The organism is Reichenbachiella sp., assembly GCF_965223055.1.
In the GTDB taxonomy this organism is placed as follows: Bacteria; Bacteroidota; Bacteroidia; order Cytophagales; family Cyclobacteriaceae; genus Reichenbachiella.
In genome coordinates this window covers 695,463-719,007 of the sequence record NZ_CBDCVM010000010.1, presented here as the reverse complement: position 1 = coordinate 719,007, position 23,545 = coordinate 695,463, and the positions used below count along the sequence as shown (strand labels likewise).

Here is a 23,545-nt window from a genome sequence, read left to right as displayed (position 1 = left end):
CTTTGTATTGTAGAGTTGAATAAGAGGTTAAACAACATTGATGATTAGGTTGGTTTTTGGAAGTAATCTGGAAGCTGGAGAAGTTGAAATTGAAGGGAAGTAGCTTCCAGAATTCTTAACTACTTAAGATTTTAAGCCGGCAGGTTATTGTGAGAAAAATAAGGTTGGTTTTTGGAAGAAAACAGGGGTGAAAGTGAAGTTGATAGAGTAGGAGACGCCCTTGTTTATTTTTTTAAACGATACACAAGATCAAATCAGCTATGAGATTGGTATTGGAGCACCGGGGCAATTGGCCTTTGGTGCTTTTTTATTTACAAAACTTAATTTCTCAATTATAATTATCCGATTTAGAACACATTACATGATATTTGAATATGACCAAATCGTCCGAGGAAGTTCTGGAAGGGGTGTTGTCTGCTATCAACGAATTGACAGTAAATCAAAATCTGAATCAGGCACTTGATCACGCCGTTCGTTTAGTTGGGCAAACCTTCGATAGTGATTGTTTTTTGTCTAAAATAATTCTTGAAAAAAAGAAGTGGATCAGCAATGTACGACACTCCTGGATGAGAGTGCCGGATGATCAAAGAATTGCAATCAATCAGAACTTGGTGTTAAGTGCTTTTGGTGATATTAGTAAGCGACTACTTGATGGTGAAATAATTACATTAAAATATAGCGAATCAAAGAGGAAGCTGAAGAAGCACTTTGATGAATCCGGTGGCAAATCCGTCATCTTAGTACCAGTGCTCATAGGAGAAAATTTGTGGGGAATGTTGGCTATGTCTGACATAGAAGATGAAAGAGATTGGCCAAAAAGTGTTAGAGCAACCTTAGATTCTTTAGCCACTGTGATCAGCTCTAAGGTGAGAACTAGTGAATACAAAAAAGGGTTGAAAAATGAAATTGATCGGAGCAAAAAAGCTTTACTCAATCAAAATGAACGCTACCTCTCTTTAATTGAAAATGTGCCTGGGATTATTTTCAGATGCAAAAATGATGAAGATTGGACTATGGAATTTATTAGTTCGTATGTAAAATCAGTCACTGGTTATGAATCAGTAGATTTTCTGGATCATAAGAAAGGCATTCATTTCAATAGTATCATTCATGAGTCTGATCAATTGATGGCAAAAGAGGATGTAGAAGCTCAATTGTTAAAAGGGACGCATTATAGAACTACATATAGAATCCGAACAAAGGAAAACGAGGTAAGATGGTTGTGGGAGCAAGGGGTCCAACTTATTGAGAATGGAGAGGAATTTCTGGAAGGATGTATAGTGGATATTTCAGATCGAGTGAACAGCCATGAACGTGTGCTCGCGGCTACCCTGGAAGCTGAAGAAAGGGAGAGAAGTCGGATATCAAGAAATGTACATGACAACTTACAGCAGCTCCTTATTACAGCACATATGAATTTAACCTTTCTTAAAAAAAGACAAGCTGATTTTACTGATAAAGAAAAAAGAAAATATGAGATAGCCAATGACTATCTACAAAAGGCTATCGAAGAATCGAGGTCATTGTCTCACAAATTGATGCCAAAAGCCATTGAAGATTATGGTTTTGAAGAAGCAGTAGAAGGCCTGATTGAAAATGTAGATGAAGTAGTTGATACTAAATTTGAATTTTATAATAACTTAAATGGGGATCGCCTTTCTTCAAAAGTGGAATTGTGTTTATTTAGAATTACCCAAGAAGCTATGAGCAACATTATCAAATTTGCTCATGCAAAAAAGTGTACAATTCAGTTGATGAAGCATGAGAAAACTGTTATTCTGACTATTGAGGATGATGGGATCGGTTTTGACAAAGGGAAGGTTGTGATGAATGCAGAGTCGTTTGGACTAAATAGTATGAAAAACAGAGCATCTTCAGTGGGCGGACAATTTTTTTTAGATAGTCAAATAGGAAATGGTACTCAGTTAATTGTAGAAATACCATATTAAAACTTAAACTTTATGATGACCAATTTGATCAAAATATTACTGGTAGATGATCATAAGATGATCAGGGAAGGAATTAAATCATTTCTAGAAGAGAGTGAAGAATATGAGGTAGTATTGGAAGCAGAAAATGGGACTGATGCTTTCGAAATTTATGATCCATCAAAAGTAGATTTGGTAATAACAGATATAATGATGCCAGAAATGGATGGTATCGAACTCACCGGTAAGCTAGTGAAAAAGAACCCCGACGTCAGGGTAATAGCACTCACCATGCTCAATGAAAACCATCATATCAAACAGATGCTGAAAGCAGGGGTATCGGGCTATTTGTTAAAAAACTGTTCCGAAGAAGAACTTTTCAAAGCTATTGAAACAGTAATGACTGGCAATAAATTTTATTCACAAGAAGTGACTGATATCATCATGAATGATCTGTCTGGTGATAAAAAACCAAAACAGCGATTGTCAATGGAAATTCCACTAACTACAAGGGAGCTTGAAGTTTTACATCTCATTTGTAAGGAACATTCCAATAAGGAAATATCTGACAAGTTGTTTATTGGGATGCGTACTGTCGACGCCCACAAAAGAAACTTGCTTGAAAAAACTGGTTGTAAAAATGTAGCTGGATTGGTAGTTTATGCAATAGAAAGAGACTTGTTTAATGACTTATAAAAATTATTTTTTACTGATTAAAAAAAGTGAATATTTGAACAGGCATTTGGCAGCATACTAGTACTCTCAAACAAGTATTCTGAAATTTCGTAAATTTGCTATAACCAAGCTATTAAACGTTATGAAGTTAATTCAGAAAATAGTCGGTCAGATCAAAAGACGATTTGGCTGGACAGCACCTAAACCCAACCCTGTAGACGTCGAATATTTCTTGTCTCGTAAAAAGCACAATCTAAGTTAATCTGAACAGAGTAATGGGTATTGCCAAAAGAATTGTTTTGGGGATATGACAATAAGAAATGCTTTTGTAATACTATGCCTATTCGTTTCTTTCTATCAGGCAGCTAGTCAAGGTTCTATTGATGCGGTAAAAATAAAAGGCACTCCTGTTGACATCTACGTACCTCCATCTTACGATAATTCAAAGGAATATCCTGTCGTGTATTTCAATGATGGCCAAATGCTTTTCGGTCACCCTACGATTACAATTGCTTTGCAAGATATACTGGATAGCTTGATTGACAATCGGCTTATAGTAGAGACCATTGTTGTTGGCGTATTTGCTGATGAGTTGAGGGCAGAGCGCTATGTACCTTATCAAAATGACCAATTCGAGCGAATGCCCAATGGAGACTCTTATGCTGAGGATTATGTCAACTTTCTGATTGATGATGTGGTTGCTTATGTTGATGAAAACTACAGCACCGTATCAAAACCAGAGGGTAGAGCCATATTTGGATTTTCTTTTGGAGGATTGAATGCTTTGTGGATGCTTTTGAATCGACCTGAAACCTTTTCAATGGCTGCAGGAATTTCTGCATCTATGTGGGTGGAAGACTTTGCTTTGTATGAAGAAACTAAAAAATATAAACCCAATCAGAAAATTTGGTTTGATATTGGTACCGCAGAGTGGAACTATTATGTGCCATTTCAAAGACTTCTAAAAGAGCAAGGTGCAAGCATAAATACGAACGCCTATTACTTTGAAGTGAAGGATGCAGTCCATACTTGGGAAGATGTCAGGCAAAGGGTACATATGCCTCTTATGGTTTTTGCTGGGGCGAAATCTCATATCCCTTCAAAAATGAATGTAGAAATAGAAATTATTCCAAGTAAGTCAAATGCACAAAAGAGATTCACCAGACTAAATCCAGTGATTACATGTAAGGATGGGTTAAAATATTCATTGGCCTATGAAGCCAATTACGAAGTGACGAACCCAAGTGCTGGCAAGGTGTATGAAGATGGCAGGTTTGAACTTTATGGTGGCGAGAACCTTGAAGTAATTGTAACCTATCTAGATTTCTCCAAGAAAGTGAAAATACGTTCAAAACTTCTCAACTAGTTAGTTGTTGGAAGTCTTGTTAAGATCTTTTTCGATTCCCCTCAAACGTTCTTGGCAAAAATGAACCAATTCATTAGCACGTTTCACTAATTCGGTGATTTGATCTACCTCTACTTCTTCCGATTCTAACTGTTCACAAATAGATTGCAATTCATCATATGCGGATTGATAAGTTAATTTCTTTTTACTCATTTGGTTTTGTTTACAGTACTGATGATGATTTGAGATGCGGTTTTAGTTTCAATCTTGTCTCCTAACTTAACTTTTTGATTTTTCAATGCTTTGCCATTCAAACGTGTGATTGAGTATCCTTTATTTAAAATGTTTTGTGGGTCGTAGGCATCAATCAGTTTTTGGTTATGATCTAAGTTTGCTCTCAGGTGGTTTACTATGATAGTCGGTTTTTGCTCAATGGTATGTGTACACTGCTCCAGTTCAAAGAAATTCTTCTGCAAAATTTGATTAACACTCAGTTGCCATTTGAATTTTATCTCATTGATACGTTCATTTTGACGTAAAAGTAATTCCTGTGTTTGCCGCCCGATGGATTCTTGAATTTGATTTATTTCTGATTCAAAAGTGGACATTTTCGCTATCAAAAATTCAGCTACAGAAGTCGGTGTTTTTAATCGGGTATGAGCCACCAGGTCTGCAATTGATTGATCTCGCTCGTGACCAATACCGGTAATTATAGGTAGTGGAAACTGTGCCAAATGCGAACAAAGGTCATAATCATCAAAACAATCCAAGTCAATCTTTGACCCTCCACCTCGTATGAGTATGATAGCTTCATAGTTTTTATTGGATTCATTGATTTTGTGAAGAGCATCTATAATGGACTGTGGTGCAGCATCTCCCTGCATAGTCGCTGGAAATAAATCTAAAGTGGCTTGATATTGGTAGGGGTTGCCTTCAAACTGATTGATGAAATCTTCATATCCTGCTGCCGATTCAGAACTGATGATTGCTAACTGCTGAGGGACAATTGGAAGCACCAAAGATTGGTTCATGTCAATGATGCCCTCGGATTCCAATAGCTTAATTGTTTCTTGTTTTTTACGCTCTCGTTCACCTATGGTGAAATTGACGTCAATGTCTCTAATGTTGAGACTTAATCCGTACACTTCATGAAACTCTAGGGAAGCATTTAATAATACTTTCATCCCCTGTTTGAGTTCAGAGCCGGTCTGAGAAACGAACCAAGGGTGGATTTCTCGAAACACATTGGCCCATATTGTACCTCTTGACTTTGCTTTTACATAGTTGTTTTCTTTTTCTACAAGCTCAAGGTAACAGTGACCATTGCCATGCAGATTGATTTGTCCGATTTCCGCTATGATCCAATAAGAGCGTTCTAAGTTTGTAGATAAAACGTCTTTGACAAGTAAGTTGAATTCCTGGAGAGAGTAATGATTCACGAGGTAAATGTCAATTTACAAATTTCAAAATCCAAATAGCTGTGAGAAAATTCACTAGATATTTTGATTAAAAGTTAATTAAGATTTAAGGTGTGCTATTTACGATTGACAGAGACTCCTAACCTGAAATTGTAATTCGTATTTTGTAAATCACTTTACTCAGTTCCTAGCAATAGATTCTTAATGTCCTTTTGATAATTCCTCCCGATGGGCAAAAGTTTATCTGCGATTTCTACTTGGTTTCCATCTATGGCTTTCACTTTGTTTTTAGCTATGATGTAAGAACGATGAATTCTTACAAAATCATCACCCGGTAATATTTCAGCTATTCCTACTAGATTGTTGTGGTTGATTAAGCTTTCATCGTAAGTTTTGATACGAACATAATCTTTGAGACTTTCTATGTACAGAATATCATCAAGGTAAACCTTGATCATTTTTTTATCGATCTTGAAAAAAACGTGTGCTTTTTCTCCATCCTCGGAGCTGCCTCCATCAGAAGACTCTTTTTCTGCATTTCGTTGTTCTATTCGATTAACTGTTTTCATAAATCGCTGCAGCGAGAAGGGCTTGACTAGGTAGTCGATCACATCGAGTTCGAAACTTTCTACAGCGTACTCCCTGTAAGCTGTAGTAATAACCACAGCAGGTGGATTTTGAAGACTTCTTAGGAAATCCAGACCCGAAACAGTGGGCATATTAATATCCAGGAATATGACATCAACTTCTTGATTGGATAGAAAATTAAAGCCTTCAACCGCATCTTTACAAGTTCCGACCACTTCGAAATTTTTAAAGTTGACTAAAAAATTTTTAATCACATTAATGGCAAGTGGTTCGTCATCTATTATTAAACAATTAATTTTCATTCAGCGGTATATTTAAAACAGTCTTGTATTTTTCTTCTCCTTCGATCAAATCTAGTTTGAAATCTGTATCATAGATCAATTTAAGCCTTCTTTTTGTATTTTCTAAACCGACCCCATGATTATATGTTTTCAAACCATTGTCCGCAATCGGCCCTGGTGATTTGTTGTTTTCAGTAATGAATGTAAGCCTTCCATCTTTCACATGGAGTGAAATAAGAATGGGAATATCCTGACCGATCAGTCTGGTGCCATGTTTGAAACTATTTTCAATAAATGGTAATAGTAAAACAGGTGGTATTTGCTTTCCTTCAATGTCTCCAGATATTTCTAAATCGACATTGAGTCGTTCTCCATACCTCAACATTTCCAGGTCAAGATAATTTTGAATGTGCTTGATTTCCTTGACTAACGGTACGTTTTTTTGTTTAGCGTCATAGATAACATAACTCATCAACTCAGATAGTTTTAGCACGGTATATGGCGCTTTGTTCGATTTATCCAAGGTTAATGAATAAAGGTTGTTAAGTGTATTAAAAAAGAAGTGTGGTTGAATTTGAGATTTAAGGAACGCAAGTTCAGTTTCAAGATTTACTTTTTGAAGCTGAGCCGTTTTATTTTTGAATTGAATCCAGTCTATGGTCATTTTGATGGCAGTACCTATGGCCACTACATAAACCTCTCCAATAAATGAGGCCATCACATAGTTGAAATTGAAAAGAGACAAATCCTGGATACCTGATTCTTTATATACTTCTGTGGTAACAAATAAATAGGTCAAAATGATTCTAACAATAGTGATCCCAAGAGTGGAAAGAAAGAGAATAATTATGTACCAAGTAATTTTTTTGGGGATCAGTCTTGGCATGAGATAGTATATATTAAAATACACTATTACTATATGCAGTGGAAACTCTACAAGATTTGACCGAAAGGAGTAGGTATAGTCATCAAAATAGGAACCCCATCGTACCCAATTGAATGAGAAGTAAATAACCCAGAAAAGGGTATGGTATACAACTGGTTGCTTGGCAAAGCTCAATGTCCTTTGCATAGAGGTTTCTTCTGGCTTAAAAAATAGATGATCGGAAGTTAACACTATTACTATCAGTTGTAAAATGAAAATGTCCGATATATTATCAAATTTTTATTAACCAGAGTCAATATTTCGCTCGGTGGCAGCGAGTGAAAGCTCAATGGTAATAATTAACCATTTAGAGATAGAATGGAGCTGAAGTCTTCATTCGAAGGTAAAATCCCACCATTCAGCTATTTATTTTTAATAAGGCTTAAAGATTAGTGAAAATAGAGGATGCTAAAATCTATTAATAATGACTAAATCTAAAATTAAGTCTATGAAACAGAGAATACTTTTATTAAGTTTTGTCATGGGTATGGTGCTAATGGCACAAGCCCAAACCCGGACTTTGACTGGAAAAGTCACCGGAGCAGACGATGGCACTGCTTTACCGGGGGTGAATGTGTCGGTGAAAGGCACGAGTACAGGTACCATTACTGATATGGATGGTAACTATAAAATGGATGTATCAGATGCTGACGTTCTGGTATTTTCATATATTGGATATGCTACTCAAGAAGTTCCCGTTGGAGGAAGAAGTGTAGCTGACATTGTCTTAGCTGTTGATGCTGAGCAACTCGAAGAAGTTGTAGTTACGGCCTTAGGTATCGAAAGAGAAAAGAAATCTTTAGGTTACGCTGTTACAGAATTAGGAGGAAAAGAAGTAAGTGAAGCAAAGGAAAATACCTTTGTTAATTCACTTTCTGGCAAGGTGGCTGGACTTCAAGTCTCTCAAAATGCTGGCGGAGTTGCTGGTTCAGCTCGAGTTGTCCTAAGAGGTAATTCTTCTTTGACTGGTGATAACAACGTTCTATATGTCGTAGATGGAATTCCATTTGATAATACATCTAACGGAACACAAGTTGATGAATGGGGGAATAATATGGATTATGGAAATGGTATCGGTGATATCAACCCAGAGGACATAGAAACTATCTCAGTATTGAAAGGTGCAACAGCAGCTGCATTATACGGTTCAAGAGCAACCAATGGAGTAATTTTAATTACAACTAAAAAAGGGAATTCAGGTTCAGGAATCGGTGTTTCATATACTTCTAATGTGGTGTTTGAAGAAGCTGCCTATTTTCCTGAATTACAAAATACTTATGGCCAAGGTGCTGATGGAAACTTCTTGACAGATGTTGATGCAGTTAGAGGTGCCGGTTCATGGGGACCAGCAATGGCTGGTCAAAGTGCTTTGCTTTGGACGGGTGAAAACGGAGCCTACAGTGCACAGCCGAATAACATGAAAGAGTTTTTTGATTTAGGAAAAACTTGGACCAATTCTATCGCTCTGGATGGTGGTAATGAAGAAACATCATTTAGATTAGGATATACTAATGTTTCAAATTCTGGTATTGTGCCAAAAAGTGGTTTGGACAGAAATTCATTTACTGTGAGAGTTAGCTCTCAATTGACTCCGAAATTGTCTGCTGATGCTAAAGTGTCATATGTCAATCAAAAAGTAAAAAACAGACCAAGCATGTCAGGTTGGGGAGATAATGTTATGTTGAATTTAGTTGGGATGCCTAGAAATACGGACATGAACGAATTATCTAGGTACTATGATGTCGATGGTAGCGTACGAAGACCAGTAAGTACTTATGGAAATAATCCATACTATACTGTAAACGAAATGTATAATGAAGATTCTCGAAATAGAGTCTTTGGAATGACTTCTTTGAGTTACAATGTGACTGACTGGTTAAAAGTAATGCTAAGAGGCGGAACTGATTATACGGTTCAGAAAATTTTCTCTTATACCAAAGCTGATCACCCATTTAACAATTCAGTACTTAATGACCTTACTTATACTTCTCAAGAATCAAACTTTGATTTCTTGGTTTCAATGAATAAAGATTTGTCTTCGGACTTTTCAATGGGTGTAAACCTTGGAGGAAATTTGAGAAAAAACAATAATACTACTGCTGGATACCAAGGAAGTGGTTATAGTTTCCCAGGTATTTACAACATTCTAAACACGAATACAAAAACTGTAAATGCAGGAGCTGGAACTTATGAAAAAGAAGTTCAGTCCGTTTATGCAAGTGGTCAGTTTGCATATTTGAATGCCATTTTCATTGATTGGACTGCAAGAAATGACTGGTCTTCTACTCTTCCTTCTAGTGATAATTCTTATTTCTACCCTTCTGTTTCTACTAGTGTTGTAGTATCAGATTTGATTGATGGTTTGAATGGTGGAGCACTTTCATTTTTGAAGGTTAGAGCGTCTTATGCACAAACAGGTAATGATACACAACCTTATAAACTAAGAGACTTGTTTATTGTTGATGGAGATTCTTACCTTGGGCTCAACACAGCTAGTATTAATCCAAGCAAAGCAAATGCTAATTTGGTTCCAGAGAAAACAAATGCATTGGAGGCAGGGATTGATGTTCGATTTTTGGAAGGAAGATTTGGAATTGATTTTGCCATTTACAAATCAAATACTACGAATCAAATTATGCCAATTTCAACAGCTAGAGAATCAGGATTTACTAGTGCTTGGGTGAATGCTGGTGAAGTAGAAAATAAAGGTTGGGAAGCTGCTATTAATGCAGAAATACTACGCGGTGGAGATTTTACTTGGACAGCCAACTTAAACATGTCATCTAATGAGACAAAAGTGATTGAGTTAGATCCTGAGAATGGAATCACAACGCTTGATTTAGCTCAAGGCGGTGGAGGCGGAGTATTCTTCGTATCTGCTGTTGCAGGAGGAAATTACGGTGAAATTAGAGGATTCGGATATCAAAGGAACGATGCTGGACAAATTATTGTAGATGCTGAAGGACTGCCATTGGCTACCGAAGAAAGAGTGTCATTTGGCGATTTTAATCCAGACCTATTGGGAGGATTGACTAACAGCTTTACCTATAAGAATTTTGCACTTGACTTCTTGATCAGCTTTAGAAAAGGTGGTAAGATTATGTCTGTAACAAGTGCTGTACTAGATGGTAATGGTGGAAGCGAAAGATCATTAGAGGGAAGAGATGGTGGAATTGTAGTACCGAACAGTGTGACTGAAGCTGGTGATCCAAATACGACAGCAGCAACCGCCATGAGATACTGGGGATCTAATTATGGATCACGTAATATCATTGAGGATTATGTGAAAGATGGAAGCTTTGTTAAATTTAAAGAGATTACTCTTTCTTACAACTTACCTTCAAGCGTACTTTCGAAAACTCCATTTAATAGAGTGTCTGTAGGCATTACTGGAAGAAATTTGTTCTTCTTGTCTAGAACTATTAAGGATTTTGATCCTGAAGTCTCAGGTTACAATAGTGGAAATGGCCAGGGAATTGAAGCATACGCACTTCCTGCTACAAGAAGCTATGGTTTCAACCTTAAGGTTAATTTCTAATAAATTAAAGAATTAAAACTATGAAAAAGATATTATCAATATTCTTGGTATTCGTAGCCGTAGCCTCTTGTACAGATGATTTTGAGGAGATGAATACAAGTCCAAATAGTCCGTCTACAGTTAGTGATAACTTAGCGCCAGTATTTACATATGTTCAAAGACACGCCTTTGCAGAAACTAGGTTTAACACTTGGAGAGGAAATTTGATTTTCGGATCAAGATTTGCTGACCAATGGTCATTCAGTTTTGCTGGTACATGGTTTGGAAATGCAGCCGGATTCTCTTATAATGCTGGATGGACTGATGCTGCATGGGATGATCCATATTCAAAAGTGTCTGCTAATTTGGTCTCTCTTTTGGAAGGAACGGATGTCGGTGGAACTGCAGAAGACCCAGCAATTAATGCAATTACAAAGGTAATGAAAGGGTTCTTCTATCAAAGAATGACGGATCAGTTTGGTGCTATTCCTTATTCTGAAGCAGGTACTGGCATTGCCGCACCAGCTTTCGAATCTCAGCAAGACGTTTACAACGATATCATGGCTGAGTTAGGTGAAGCAATTACTGCACTCAAAGTAGTAGGTACAACCCACGCTTATGCAGGAAATGATATAGTGTATGGTGGTGATGTTTCTAAATGGATAAAAGCAGCTAACACGTTAAGATTGAGAATGGCGTTAAGAGCTAAAGATGCTTCTGGTAGTAATTCTGATGCTGTAATTTCTGCAGCTATGGCTGAAGGTTCTTTTCTGAGCAGTAATGATGATTCATTTGCTGTAGATAGAGATTACACAAATGCAAATAACTTGTTCAATGGTTATAGCGATGTCTGGTGGACATGGGATGGGCCAGCGGCTAGATGGTCTATGAGTAGTACACTTGTAGATGCATTGAAAGCTAACAATGACCCAAGGTTATATGCCTTTGCTCAACCAATTGAAGGAGGAACTGTTGGAAATTCTGCTGACTATGTTGGTTCAATTGTTGGCGCTAATTCCGATTACATCAATGCAAACAATTTTGAAACTTTCTCATGGCCAAATGCGAGAATTTATTCTGAAGGAAGTGATGTCATGCCTTCCATAGTAATGACTTATGCTGAAGCTGAGTTACTTCAAGCGGAAGTAGCACTAGATGCAGGTAATTTAGGGACAGCTCAAACTCATTTTACGAATGCGATCCAAGGTCATATGGAATATTGGGGTGTGGATGCTGCTGATATTACCACTTATTTGACTGATCCTTCAGCGACACTTGTTGCTGCCACGGCTTTCGATCAAATCGCACTACAAAGATGGTTTGCCGCATATACTTATGGATATGAAGCTTGGGCTGTGTCAAGAAGAATGAATGTAGCTGAACAATTAGGCTTTGATACTAAGCCAATAGCAGCTACGGGAACTCCTGGATTTGCTAATACTGTAGGAGGCGCTGAGAACGCATTGCCAAAGCGATTGAGATATTCTTCTAACGCAGTATTGCTTAATGCAACTGGAGTAGAGCAAGGCAACACATTAAATGGTGGCCCTGATGCAATGACGACAAAAGTTTGGTGGGACGTTAATTAATTCCATTATTAGATAAATTAGAAAGACCATCTCGAGAGAGGTGGTCTTTTTTCATTCAACCCTAAAGTTTTAATTCTGATGCAAAAAGTTATCCTTTCCTTTTTGGTATTGCTCATAGTAGCTTGTCAAGCAGATAAGCAAGAAGTTACAAAGCCACTTTTTGAAGAGGTCAGCGCGTTGACATCAGGTGTTAATTTCAAAAACGAAATACCAGAATCAGCATCAATGAATTCGTTCGTGTACGAGTATTACTATAATGGCGGCGGAGTAGCTACTGGAGATATCAACGGTGACGGTTTGGAAGATATATATTTTACAAGCAATCTAAGTCCTAATGCTCTATACCTCAATACTGGTGACCTACAGTTTATTGACATCAGCAAAAAATCAGGCATTGAAGGAAAAGAAGGATGGGCCACCGGTGTCAGTATGGTAGATATCAATGCGGACGGTAGGCTAGACATTTATGTCTGCTATTCAGGGCCGTTTCAAGCAGACTCGCTTCGCGCTAACGAACTTTATATCAATCAGGGAAATGATAACTCGGGTAATCCAATATTTGAAGAACAAGCGGCAAATTATGGTTTGGCCAGCACAGCGTTTAGTACGCAGACGGCTTACCTCGATTATGACCTTGATGGCGATTTGGATGTCTTCCTACTCAATCACAATCCCACTCGTATCCCCGAATCAGAACTCGCTATTGGAAGAAGTAAAAAGAATATCAAAGGAGATCAGTTTTTCGAAAATGTCGATGGCGTATTCGTTGACAGAACAAACGAATCCAACATCTATTCAAATGCCATTTCGTATGGTCTGGGAATTGGCGTCGGTGATTTGAATGAAGATGGATGGCCGGACATTTATATATCGAATGATTATGAGGAGATGGATTACATCTATCTCAATCAAAAAGACAAAACATTTAAAGAAGTAGTCAAAACGGCCACTAGGCACATTTCTAATTTTTCGATGGGAAATGACATTGCCGACTATGACAATGATGGGGCCTTGGATGTGCTCGTATTGGACATGGTGTCTGAAGATAATTACGGCATCAAAACTAGTATGCCATCAATGAACCCAGAGCTTTTCAGCAAGAGATTAGCTCAAGGCTTTCATCATCAGTATATGTACAATACACTCCAGAGGAATACGACATACAATGCTAACGATCGGGTGCCTAGATTTACGGATGCTGGCAGATTAGCTGGAATTACAAACACAGGCTGGAGTTGGGCGCCACTCATGGTGGACTTTGACAACGACGGATGGAAAGACATTTTCATTACCAATGGAATCAAAAGGGATTTTAGAAATAACGATTTCAACCTATTTTTAAAAAAAATGATGGCTTCAGATCCTAATTATTTGGATAATCCAAACCACATGGAAGCCACGTTAAATAAAATTCCGAAGAAGCCACTCAAGAATTACTTCTATAAGAATAATGGTGACCTCACTTTCCTAAAATCAACAGATACTTGGTGCCCTTCTATGAAGAAGTCACTTTCCAATGGTGCCGCATATGCAGATATTGACAATGATGGGGATTTGGATTTGATCATCAACAATATCGATGAAAAGGCCACCATCTATCAAAATCATTCAACTAACAATTTCATCTCGATCAAACTAAAAGGTAGTCCAAACAATCCAGAAGGTATAGGTGCCAAACTGTGGGTGTATACCAATGATCAGACGCAGTATTTTGAACATTACCGTGTACGAGGGTTTCAATCGAGTATAGCTTCAGGAATCAACGTGGGTCTAGGTACTTCTACAGAAGTGAATAGGATGAAGGTGGTCTGGCCAAATGGTACCTCCCAAGAACTCACTCAGATCAGCGCCAACCAATCCATACTGTTAGATGCAAAGGATGCTGTTAGCAAGTCAGATGAGCGCAGACCTCAAAAACCACTTTTTACAAAAACAGGGGCAAAAGCAATAAAGCATATTGAAAACGAATTTGATGATTATGCAAAGCAAGTTTTATTGCCGCACAAGTTGTCACAATTTGGCCCGGCTATGGCCATAGGGGATGTGAATGGAGATGGTCTAGAAGACCTGTTTTTTGGGCAGGCTGTCGGCAGTGAGTCATGCGTTTACTTACAATCCACATCGGGAGAGTTCGAACAATCACAGCAGTTGGATGATAATTCTGCTGAGAGCACAGATGCGGTGTTTTTTGACTTTGATAATGATGGTGACCTGGATCTGTACGTGGTATATGGGGGTAATGAATTCGAAGATGGAGATGAACGCTATGTCGATAGGTTATACATCAATAATGGAGGTAAGCTGAAATATGCACTTGACTTATTACCAGCTATTTATGAAAGTGGTTCTGTGGTAAAGGTTCATGATTACAATGAGGATGGGCGGTCGGATCTGTTCGTTGGTACCAGACATAGGCCAGGGGATTATCCTAATCCTGCGACAAGTTATTTGCTGAAAAATACTGGAGAGAAGTTGATAGATGTGACATCCGAAATAGCAGCAGGCCTGAAGGATATAGGATTAGTCACTACCATGGAATGGGCAGATGTCGATCAAGATGGAGATTCAGATATGATCATGGTAGGCGAGTGGATGGCGCCTACGTTTTTGATTTATGATGGTCAGAAATTCACCAAAAAGCCTAGTGTATTCCTAGACAGTCTCAGTGGATGGTATGGCACTGTGAAGGCGGTAGACATAGACAAAGATGGAGATTTAGATTATGTACTGGGCAATCTGGGTAATAACTATAAATATCAAGCCAATACTGAGGAGCCCTTCGAGGTGTATTACTCAGATTTTGACCAAAACGGTTCAAAAGACATTGTTTTGGGTTATTACAATTTCGGTGAACTTTATCCTGTTCGTGGCCGTCAATGCTCGAGTCAGCAAGTACCTGAGTTAAAAAAAGAATTTGCTAATTATCATAGCTTCGGCTCATCATCTTTGGCTGAGATCTATAAGCTGAGTAGAAAAACAGATGTTTTACACCTTAAAGCAACTAATTTTTCTAGTGGGGTATTGATGACCACTCATACGGGGTACGAGTTTGTGCCTTTTCCTAGTGAAGCACAACTGTCAAGCATCAACGATTTCATAGTTGAGGATTGGAACGAAGATGGTCATTGGGATCTTTTGTTAGCCGGAAATTTATACCAGTCCGAAATAGAAACACCAAGAAACGATAGTAGTTATGGTTTGGTGTTGCTAGGTGCTGGCGATGGTAGCTTTGAATCCATGGATGCGGATGCATCAGGATTCTATACACTCGGTGAGACACGTAAAATGGTAAAAATGAAAATTGGTGGACAAGAATATGTGGTCAATGCCATCAACAATGGTCCGTTGATATTTCATAAGGTTGCGAAATAACAAGCTTGCCTCCATTTAGCTCTAATATCAGGTCATACAGCGAAAGAATTTCGATGCCACCTGAGCTAAACATACCTTAGTACTCACATTTAGTAGTAGTACAAGAAATTAAATTAGAGTTTTGGGTTAGAAAGGGTCACGTTTTGCGTGATCTTTTCTTTTTTAGGGCTATTTGCTGCTGTTTCCCGTTTAGCTTCAAAAAATACCAGTTTAGCTAATATTTTTCCTCTCCATTCATTGAATATCTAGTTTTATTTCATAATTAATAAGTTAAAAGCGCAGAATTACGCTTTTTAAAAGAAATTGGATATGAGCATAACTATGGTAAAAGATACCGGAATAGCATCTAAAAGGACTAGTCGTAAGGAGTGGAGCGCGATGGAATCTACCAAATTTGAAAAGATACATACCGAAATATTCGAAGACTCTGACAAAGCATCAAAAATAATTGCCCAGGAGATTTCGGCTTTGATTAGATATAAAACCGAAAGAAATGAAAAGTGCATTTTGGGTTTAGCTACTGGTTCTTCACCCATTCAGGTGTATGCAGAGCTGGTACGCATGCATAAGAAGGAAGGGTTAAGTTTTCAAAATGTTGTTTCCTTCAACCTAGATGAATACTATGGGTTAGACAAAACGGATAATCAGAGTTATATCCATTTTATGCATCACCACTTGTTTGATCATGTAGACATCCTACCAGAAAACATCAATGTACCAAGTGGGAAAATAGCATTCGAACATATTGCGGAGTACTGTACGCAGTACGAAGAAAAAATTGAGAGCTACGGAGGATTAGATTTTCAGTTATTGGGCATTGGCCGAACTGGCCATATTGGTTTTAACGAACCAGGCTCCAAGATCAATTCAACTACGCGAATGATTACGCTGGATTATTTGACCAGACAAGACAACGCCTTTGCATTCAATAGCATGACGGATGTACCTCGTAAAGCAGTTACCATGGGTGTCGGTACTATTCTTAAGGCTAAGCGAATCGTCATCATGGCCTATGGTATGAAAAAGGCCGAAATTGTAAGAAAAACTGTGGAAGGAGAGATGTCAACTGATGTGCCGGCTACTTTCTTGCAGGAACATGAGGATGTGACATTTGTGCTAGATGAAAGTGCGTCTCAAGATCTTACCAGGTACCAAACGCCATGGCTGGTTGGTGACTGTGAATGGACAAAAGATCTGAAGAAAAAAGCAGTAGTTTGGTTGAGCCAAAAGCTAAACAAACCAATTCTAAAGCTGGCTGACAGAGATTACAATGATCACGGCATGTCTGAAATCTTAGGAGAAGGCGGCGCTTATGAAGTGAACATCAAAATGTTTAATCACTTTCAACATACCATTACAGGATGGCCGGGAGGTAAGCCGAATGCTGATGATTCGAACAGACCCGAAAGAGCTACACCTGCCAAAAAACGAATCATTATTTTTAGTCCGCACCCGGATGATGATGTAATATCTATGGGAGGCACATTTCTTCGCTTAGTTGATCAAGGGCATGAAGTACATGTAGCTTATCAGACTTCTGGAAATATTGCAGTGGCTGATCATGAAGCTAATCGTTTTGCAGAGTTTGCCAAACAATTATACGAGTATGCCGCAGGAGAAAAAGCTGATACTAAGGTTTTCGACAAAATGTTGAAGGAAATCAATTCAAAGTCCAAAAAAGATGTGACTTCGATAGATGTCAGAAAAGTAAAAGGATTGATAAGAAGAGGAGAGGCTATAAGTGCTTGTAGATATTACGGTATCCCTGATAGTCAGGTTCACTACTTAGATTTGCCATTCTATGAAACGGGCAAAGTAGAGAAAAACCCCTTGGGGAAAGCAGATGTTGATATTATTAAAAATCTCATAGAGGAAGTTAAACCGCACCAAATTTATGCTGCAGGAGATTTGGCGGACCCACATGGCACACATGAAGTTTGTCTGAAAGGAATATTTGCGGCTTTAGAAGGCCTGAAAAAGCAAAAATACATGAAGGATTGTTGGGTATGGCTTTATAGAGGCGCATGGCATGAGTATCCTATTGATGAAATCGAGATGGCAGTGCCTATCAGTCCTGAAGAGTTGATGAAGAAAAGAATGGCTATTTTTAGACATCAATCTCAAAAGGATGGTGTAGTATTTCAGGGCGAAGATAGTCGTGAATTTTGGCAGAGATCTGAAGATAGAAATAGAGAGACAGCCGAAATGTATGATAGCCTTGGATTGGCAGAGTATGAAGCGATAGAAGGCTTCAGAAGGTATCATTTCCTGTAATTTTTGAAAAAAATAGCTCGGCGAGCAACTCGTCGAGCCAACTAAAACTTCACAATTTGAGTAAAGATCGACTCCTAAGCCTTGATGTTTTTAGAGGCCTGACCATCGCGGCTATGATATTGGTTAATGACCCAGGCTCGTGGTCCTACGTTTACAGACCACTTTTGCATGCGAAATGGCATGGGTGTACGCCTACGGATTTGATATTTCCTTTTTTCTTGTATATGGTCGGTATGGCTGTTTCATTGGGCAAGCCAAAAACAGGGCATGATCGAAAATTAATCACGAGTAAAATATTAAAGAGGAGCTTATATCTTTTTTTGATTGGACTCTTTCTAAATGGGTTTCCATATTTCGAACTATCCACATTCCGAATCCCTGGTGTATTACAGCGCATCGCTTTGGTTTTTCTGGCTATTGCTTTAATGCACCATTACTTCAAAACAAGAGTGCAGATAATAATTGGAATTTCCTTGCTTGTTGGCTATTGGATAATCATGAGTTTTATTCCTGTTCCAGGAATTGGCGAACCAAACCTAGAACCTGAAACTAATTTTGCAGCCTGGTTTGATCGACTATTTCTAAGTGGCCACATGTGGCGTTTGAGCGAAACATGGGATCCCGAAGGTTTTCTTAGTACTTTGCCTGCTGTGGTCACAGGGCTGTTAGGGATTTTTTCAGGTAAAATATTGTTTGCTGCAGAAAATAAAGCACAAGGACTTGGTAAAATCTTCGTGCTTGGTAATGTTCTGATAGGTATCGCTCTGGCTTGGGACATGACCTTTCCAATCAATAAAAGTTTATGGACAAGCTCATTTGTTTTATATACTGGTGGGATTGCTATGAATTTTTACGGGATTTTGTTTTGGCTACTTGATATTCAAAAGTACCGTTCCAAACTGACGTTTCCCTTTGAAGTTTTTGGTTCCAATGCTATAACTGCCTACGCATTGTCAGGGGTGTTGGCTTCTCTTTTTGGGATAATTTCCCTAGGTGATTATTCTATACATCAAGTGTTGTTTGATGGACTGGTCAATATTTTTGGAGATAATTATTTTGCCTCTTTTGCATATGCAGTCGGGTTTGTCACTTTGTGCTACCTTCCAATTTTAATATTGTATAGAAAGAAGATTTTTATCAAAGTATAGGAGGAATTAAAAATGTCGTAATAATTTTAAATTTTGTTGTAATTCTTTCTAAGAAAATGAAGGAAAAAGGAGATTACAATTAGTTTTGAAATTAAGTCAAAAGATCATATGATACTTATAGGAACAAGCGGATCATCTAAATGCGACTGGCAACTTATTCAGGGCAAAGAAACTGTTTTGAATTTGAGCTCCAGTGGAATCAATCCGTATTTTTATACAGAAGATATCATTGAAGTTTCTGTTCGCTCATTGAGTGAGTTACTCAAGCATGCAGATGAAATTGAAGCAGTTTTCTTCTACGGAAGTGGCTGCTCTAGTAAAAAGCTACAAAACATTGTAGTACGTGCATTAGCCAAAGTATTTACAAAATCTCACATTTACGTCAATCATGATATTGTAGCAGCGGCTTTTGCTACATATGATGGTACTCCGAGTTTTACTTGTTTGATGGGTACAGGAGCTAATTCATGTTTTTTCGATGGCGATATTGTGAGACAGGAGGTGCCAGGTATCGATTATGTATTGGGTGATGAGGGTAGTGGAGCTTATTTTGGAAAGATACTGCTTCAATCCTTTTTGCGAAAGCAACTCCCACCTGAAATAGCCACAGTATTTGAACAAACATATAACATTACCAAGCATGATATTTTGCAAAACGTATATATGAAACCTTTTGCAAATGTGTATTTGGCCTCGTTTTCTGAGTTTATACATCAACACATGGATCATCCATTTTTTAGAGTTATTCTGAAAGATGGGATAAGGAAATATGTAGAGATTTATTTGGAAAGCTTCCCTAATCACAAGAAATACACAGTCAATTTTGTGGGTTCTATACCATTCTTTTTTGAAGACATATTGAAAGAAATATTAATCGAGAAAGAAATAGAACTAGGTAAAATAATCAAAGAGCCCATCGAACAATTAGTACAATATCATATTAATAAACACTACACTACAAAATAATGCTTGAATTAATAGTTGGAATAGATATAGGAGGTACCAGCACTAAATTTGGTTTAGTTGATACTTCTGGTAAAGTGAGAATTCATAGCAGCATTGCAACTGACAATCCTGATATTAGCGCGTATATAGCTGAGCTTTCCAGAGCGATCAGAAACTCTATAGACTCATTGGATGAAAATGTAGAGCTTATTGGTGTAGGTGTAGGAGCTCCAAATGGTAACTACAAGAAAGGAACGATTGAAGATGCGCCCAACCTACCTTGGTCAGGTTCTATTCCAATTGCGGAATTGCTTGAAGCTGAATTCCATTTGCCTGTCAAACTCACCAACGACGCCAATGCTGCGGCCATAGGAGAGATGATGTTTGGGGGAGCCAAAGGCATGCAGGATTTTATTACTATCACGCTTGGGACAGGTTTGGGATCAGGATTTGTAGCTAATGGTCAATTGATTCAAGGGCATGATGGCCACGCGGGTGAGTTGGGGCATATTGCCTACAAAATCGGTGGTGGACGCCTGTGTAAGTGTGGTAAAAAAGGATGTTTGGAAACGTATGTTTCTGCTACTGGATTGAAAAGAACTGTATATAAGCTTTTGGCAGATCATCACATGGATAGCGAATTGAAACGGTATAGTTTTGATGACCTGAATACTAAAATGGTAGCAGACGCTGCCAATAATGGTGATGTTGTAGCAAAGGAGGCCTTCAATTATACTGGGAAAGTCCTTGGAGCGAAATTAGCAGATGCTGTGGGGCATACGAGCCCAGAGGCTATCTTCATAATGGGAGGTTTAGCCAAAGCTGGTGAATTGATATTTAAACCTACCATCAAAAATTTTGAGAAAAATTTACTCAATATCTATCAAGGTAAAATTAAAATATTACCTTCTGAGTTAGACAGTACGCATACACCAATTATAGGAGCTGCAAGTTTAATACTTGAAGATAATGAGAAGATAAAGAGTGTTCCGGTTTAACCGGAATGTTTCGTTTCGATGGTCAAAGGAAGGGAAATACTAAACTCAGTAAACTCGCCCTCCTTGGAAGATAAATCGACCGATCCATTCATTTTTTTTACGGTTTCTTTGATGATATAGAGTCCTAAACCGGCACCTTTTGATCTGTCGCTGGCTCGATAAAACATGTCGAAAATCTTATCTTGACTGGATGCTGCAATGCCGATGCCATTGTCCTTCACTTGAATCGATAGTTGTTTTTGTGCCTTTTGCTCAATAATAGTAATATCAATATTCTGAGTAGACTTATTCAAGTCCTGATATTTAATGGCATTGGAAATTAGATTGGCTAAAATGACTTCTATTCTACGTTTATCAGAAACAAATTTGGACTTCAGTTCTACATTCAAATTGAATAATACGTGCTGATATCCCTCCATATGAATCATATTGTTAATGATTTCATTGGTTAGTTTTTTGAAATCAATTTCATTTTGCTGAACCTCTAAGCGAGAGTTTCTGGAGTAGTCCAAAATATCCATAATGAATTTATCCAGACGCTCGACGCTGGTTCTGATCATGCCAAGATATTTCATTAGAGCAGACGATGGGTTTTCTGATTCAGAGATGTTTACCAAACCTTTAATTGATAGGAGTGGTGCGCGCAAATCATGGGAGACACTGTAAACAAACCGATCTAACTCGAAGTTGACTTTTTTCAATTCTTCGATTTGTTGAACCAGCTGTTCCTGGGTGTGTTTTCTGGCAGTAATGTCTTCTACTGAACCTTCAAATCTGAGCGGTGCACCATTTTCATCTACGGTGAATTTCAAGTGATTACGAACCCAAAAGATTTCGCCGTTTTTCTTAAAACTTCGGTATTCAGCCTCAATTTTGGTTTTACCTGCTTTAAGTTGATTTCGAATATGTTGACGATCTTTTTGATCTACAAAAAATTGGAGTGCAGGTTCTTTTACTTGTTCCAACATTTCTGCTGGGGAGCGAAAACCATACATTTTTGCCATCGCCGGATTTACAGTAAGAAGTTCCCCATTTCTCTTTCCTAAACCGATATAGATACCTTCTGCGGAGTTTTCGAATAGGTTTTTGTAGTCTGATTCTGCTTTTACTTTGTCTGTTATATCCCTGAAAGACCAAACTCTTCCTATATTTTTTCCATCCAATATCATTGGGACTGAATGTCGCTCGAAAATCTGGCCACTTTTGAGATGTACCAATCGTGTATGCACTTCATCGGAATGTATAAGTTCTTGGACTTCGGACAATATTTGCCCTGCATCTATGACTTGATTTAGAATGAATTGAGATATTTCTTCAAAAGGGGCAGTTTTGATATAATCCTGATCAATTCCCCATTGTTTACAAAACCGGTGATTGGCTTCTAATATATTTCCATTGCTCCCTGTTGCTAGTATGCCATCATCAGTAGATTCTAAAATGGCTCTTAGATAGGAAGTTTGCTTTTCTTCATTTTCTTTTTGAGCAACAATTGAACTTCGGTCGAATATGTGAGCACAGAATAGAGCTTCATTTCCTTCATGCAGCGCTAGTATGGATAGTTCAATGGGGATAATCGTTCCATCCTTATGCCGTGCAACAGTTTCTACCCTGGGGTTAGATAACGGAGGAATACCCACATTCACATAGTTTTCAATGCCAAGTATGTGTTTTGGGTGATATTCTTTAGGTATGATCGTATCTGTAAGTTTCTTTCCAATTATTTCATTTGCTTTCCATCCAAATGTTTTTTCTGCCTGTGGATTCCAAAATGAAATCACACTTTTTTGATCATACCATATAGAGGCTTCAAATGAAGCGTTGCTCAAATTATTGCGTAATTCATTCGCGGATTTTAATTTTTTAATCGACCGCATGGCATATCTACTCGTCAATCCTATGAGTAGTATAATAAGCATACTGTTGGCTATAAATAACCAGCTTTCGAGATACCTTGCAGTGTTTCCTAAAACCTTACTGAAATTATATTCAGCTTTAGTTAAGTCAGCGGATAGTTGGTTGATTCGTTCGAGGGTTAAGAGTAATTCTTTTTCTGACCAATTTTCATTGTGTAATCTCATTCGACTATCAAGGCCAAGTTGGTATAGCTCTCCGATGAGTTGATCACCATAAGCCCATAACGAGATGGCTTCACTCATAAAAGATATTTCTCTAAATCGTTTAAAGAGCCAAATCATACTTTCAAGATCTTCAGCATGATTGTTTCCTTGTAAGAGTCTCTTTTCTATCTCTTGATTGCCAAGATTATTTTGCATAGCTATTCGAGCTAGACTATCACCAATTGGAATATTTATGTCGGCAATAAACTTATCCCAGTAGTGTTCTTCTTTCGAGGTTAAGTAGAGAATAAGATGGTTAGAAGCTGCTTTTTGACCTTTTGAATATTGAGATTCACCATTGATGTAAGCTCTAACAGCAGAGGTAGTTTTTAATGTATAATAATTCACAGAAATCAGAATAGCACAAACAACTAGAATGATAGAAAGTGCTGTGATTCGGATAGTGGACATTTTTGGGCTATTGC

At 38.0% G+C, this 23,545-nt stretch carries 15 protein-coding genes; 10 read left to right on the top strand and 5 right to left on the bottom strand.

Annotated elements, in window-relative coordinates; genetic code table 11:
* Window positions 1-374 precede the first annotated feature (374 nt).
* From ACOQO5_RS10880 to ACOQO5_RS10870, 3 genes are all read left to right on the top strand, one after another.
* Window positions 375-1,949, top strand: a complete 1,575-nt coding sequence (locus tag ACOQO5_RS10880) for a PAS domain-containing protein (RefSeq protein WP_420581719.1) — start codon at window positions 375-377, stop codon at window positions 1,947-1,949.
* Window positions 1,950-1,961: 12 nt separating this feature from the next.
* Window positions 1,962-2,624, top strand: coding sequence for a response regulator transcription factor (locus ACOQO5_RS10875; protein ID WP_420581718.1), 663 nt, complete (start codon window positions 1,962-1,964; stop codon window positions 2,622-2,624).
* A 286-nt stretch (window positions 2,625-2,910) separates the two neighbouring features.
* Window positions 2,911-3,969, top strand: a complete 1,059-nt coding sequence (locus ACOQO5_RS10870) for an alpha/beta hydrolase (RefSeq protein ID WP_420581717.1) — start codon at window positions 2,911-2,913, stop codon at window positions 3,967-3,969.
* Here ACOQO5_RS10870 and xseB read toward each other — a convergent pair whose 3' ends face one another.
* The 4 genes from xseB to ACOQO5_RS10850 all read right to left on the bottom strand — a co-directional run bounded on the left by xseB (window position 3,970) and on the right by ACOQO5_RS10850 (window position 7,121).
* On the bottom strand, window positions 3,970-4,161 hold the full coding sequence (gene xseB / locus ACOQO5_RS10865; protein ID WP_420581716.1) for an exodeoxyribonuclease VII small subunit: 192 nt from the start codon (window positions 4,159-4,161) through the stop codon (window positions 3,970-3,972). It abuts the gene before it with no gap.
* Entirely contained in the window at window positions 4,158-5,387 is a 1,230-nt protein-coding gene (xseA, locus tag ACOQO5_RS10860) for an exodeoxyribonuclease VII large subunit (protein WP_420581715.1), read from the bottom strand. Before xseA ends, xseB begins: the two co-directional genes overlap by 4 nt.
* Window positions 5,388-5,542: 155 nt before the next feature.
* Window positions 5,543-6,256, bottom strand: a complete 714-nt coding sequence (locus tag ACOQO5_RS10855; protein WP_420581714.1) for a LytR/AlgR family response regulator transcription factor — start codon at window positions 6,254-6,256, stop codon at window positions 5,543-5,545.
* The gene (locus ACOQO5_RS10850) at window positions 6,246-7,121 is read right to left on the bottom strand and encodes a sensor histidine kinase (RefSeq protein ID WP_420581713.1); all 876 of its coding nucleotides are present in this window, start codon (window positions 7,119-7,121) and stop codon (window positions 6,246-6,248) included. Before ACOQO5_RS10850 ends, ACOQO5_RS10855 begins: the two co-directional genes overlap by 11 nt.
* Before the next feature lie 487 nt (window positions 7,122-7,608).
* Here ACOQO5_RS10850 and ACOQO5_RS10845 point away from each other — a divergent pair, with 487 nt between their 5' ends.
* The 7 genes from ACOQO5_RS10845 to ACOQO5_RS10815 all read left to right on the top strand — a co-directional run bounded on the left by ACOQO5_RS10845 (window position 7,609) and on the right by ACOQO5_RS10815 (window position 21,003).
* Complete coding sequence (locus ACOQO5_RS10845; RefSeq protein WP_420581712.1) at window positions 7,609-10,698, top strand: SusC/RagA family TonB-linked outer membrane protein; 3,090 nt, start codon at window positions 7,609-7,611, stop codon at window positions 10,696-10,698.
* A 20-nt stretch (window positions 10,699-10,718) separates the two neighbouring features.
* Entirely contained in the window at window positions 10,719-12,266 is a 1,548-nt protein-coding gene (locus ACOQO5_RS10840) for a SusD/RagB family nutrient-binding outer membrane lipoprotein (RefSeq protein ID WP_420581711.1), read from the top strand.
* Between the two features lie 78 nt (window positions 12,267-12,344).
* Window positions 12,345-15,638, top strand: a complete 3,294-nt coding sequence (locus ACOQO5_RS10835) for a VCBS repeat-containing protein (RefSeq protein WP_420581710.1) — start codon at window positions 12,345-12,347, stop codon at window positions 15,636-15,638.
* A 321-nt stretch (window positions 15,639-15,959) separates the two neighbouring features.
* Window positions 15,960-17,912 carry a glucosamine-6-phosphate deaminase gene (gene nagB, locus ACOQO5_RS10830; RefSeq protein ID WP_420581709.1) on the top strand — a complete coding sequence of 651 codons (1,953 nt, stop codon included), beginning with the start codon at window positions 15,960-15,962 and terminating at the stop codon, window positions 17,910-17,912.
* A gap of 56 nt (window positions 17,913-17,968) precedes the next feature.
* Window positions 17,969-19,060, top strand: coding sequence for an acyltransferase family protein (locus ACOQO5_RS10825; RefSeq protein WP_420581708.1), 1,092 nt, complete (start codon window positions 17,969-17,971; stop codon window positions 19,058-19,060).
* 108 nt (window positions 19,061-19,168) lie between these two features.
* Window positions 19,169-20,026 (top strand): hypothetical protein, encoded by an 858-nt coding sequence (locus tag ACOQO5_RS10820; protein ID WP_420581707.1) that lies wholly within the window; start codon window positions 19,169-19,171, stop codon window positions 20,024-20,026.
* Complete coding sequence (locus ACOQO5_RS10815) at window positions 20,026-21,003, top strand: ROK family protein (RefSeq protein ID WP_420581706.1); 978 nt, start codon at window positions 20,026-20,028, stop codon at window positions 21,001-21,003. Before ACOQO5_RS10820 ends, ACOQO5_RS10815 begins: the two co-directional genes overlap by 1 nt.
* Here ACOQO5_RS10815 and ACOQO5_RS10810 read toward each other — a convergent pair.
* Window positions 21,000-23,531, bottom strand: a complete 2,532-nt coding sequence (locus ACOQO5_RS10810; RefSeq protein WP_420581705.1) for a PAS domain S-box protein — start codon at window positions 23,529-23,531, stop codon at window positions 21,000-21,002. The genes ACOQO5_RS10815 and ACOQO5_RS10810 overlap by 4 nt on opposite strands.
* Between the last annotated feature and the right edge of the window lie 14 nt (window positions 23,532-23,545).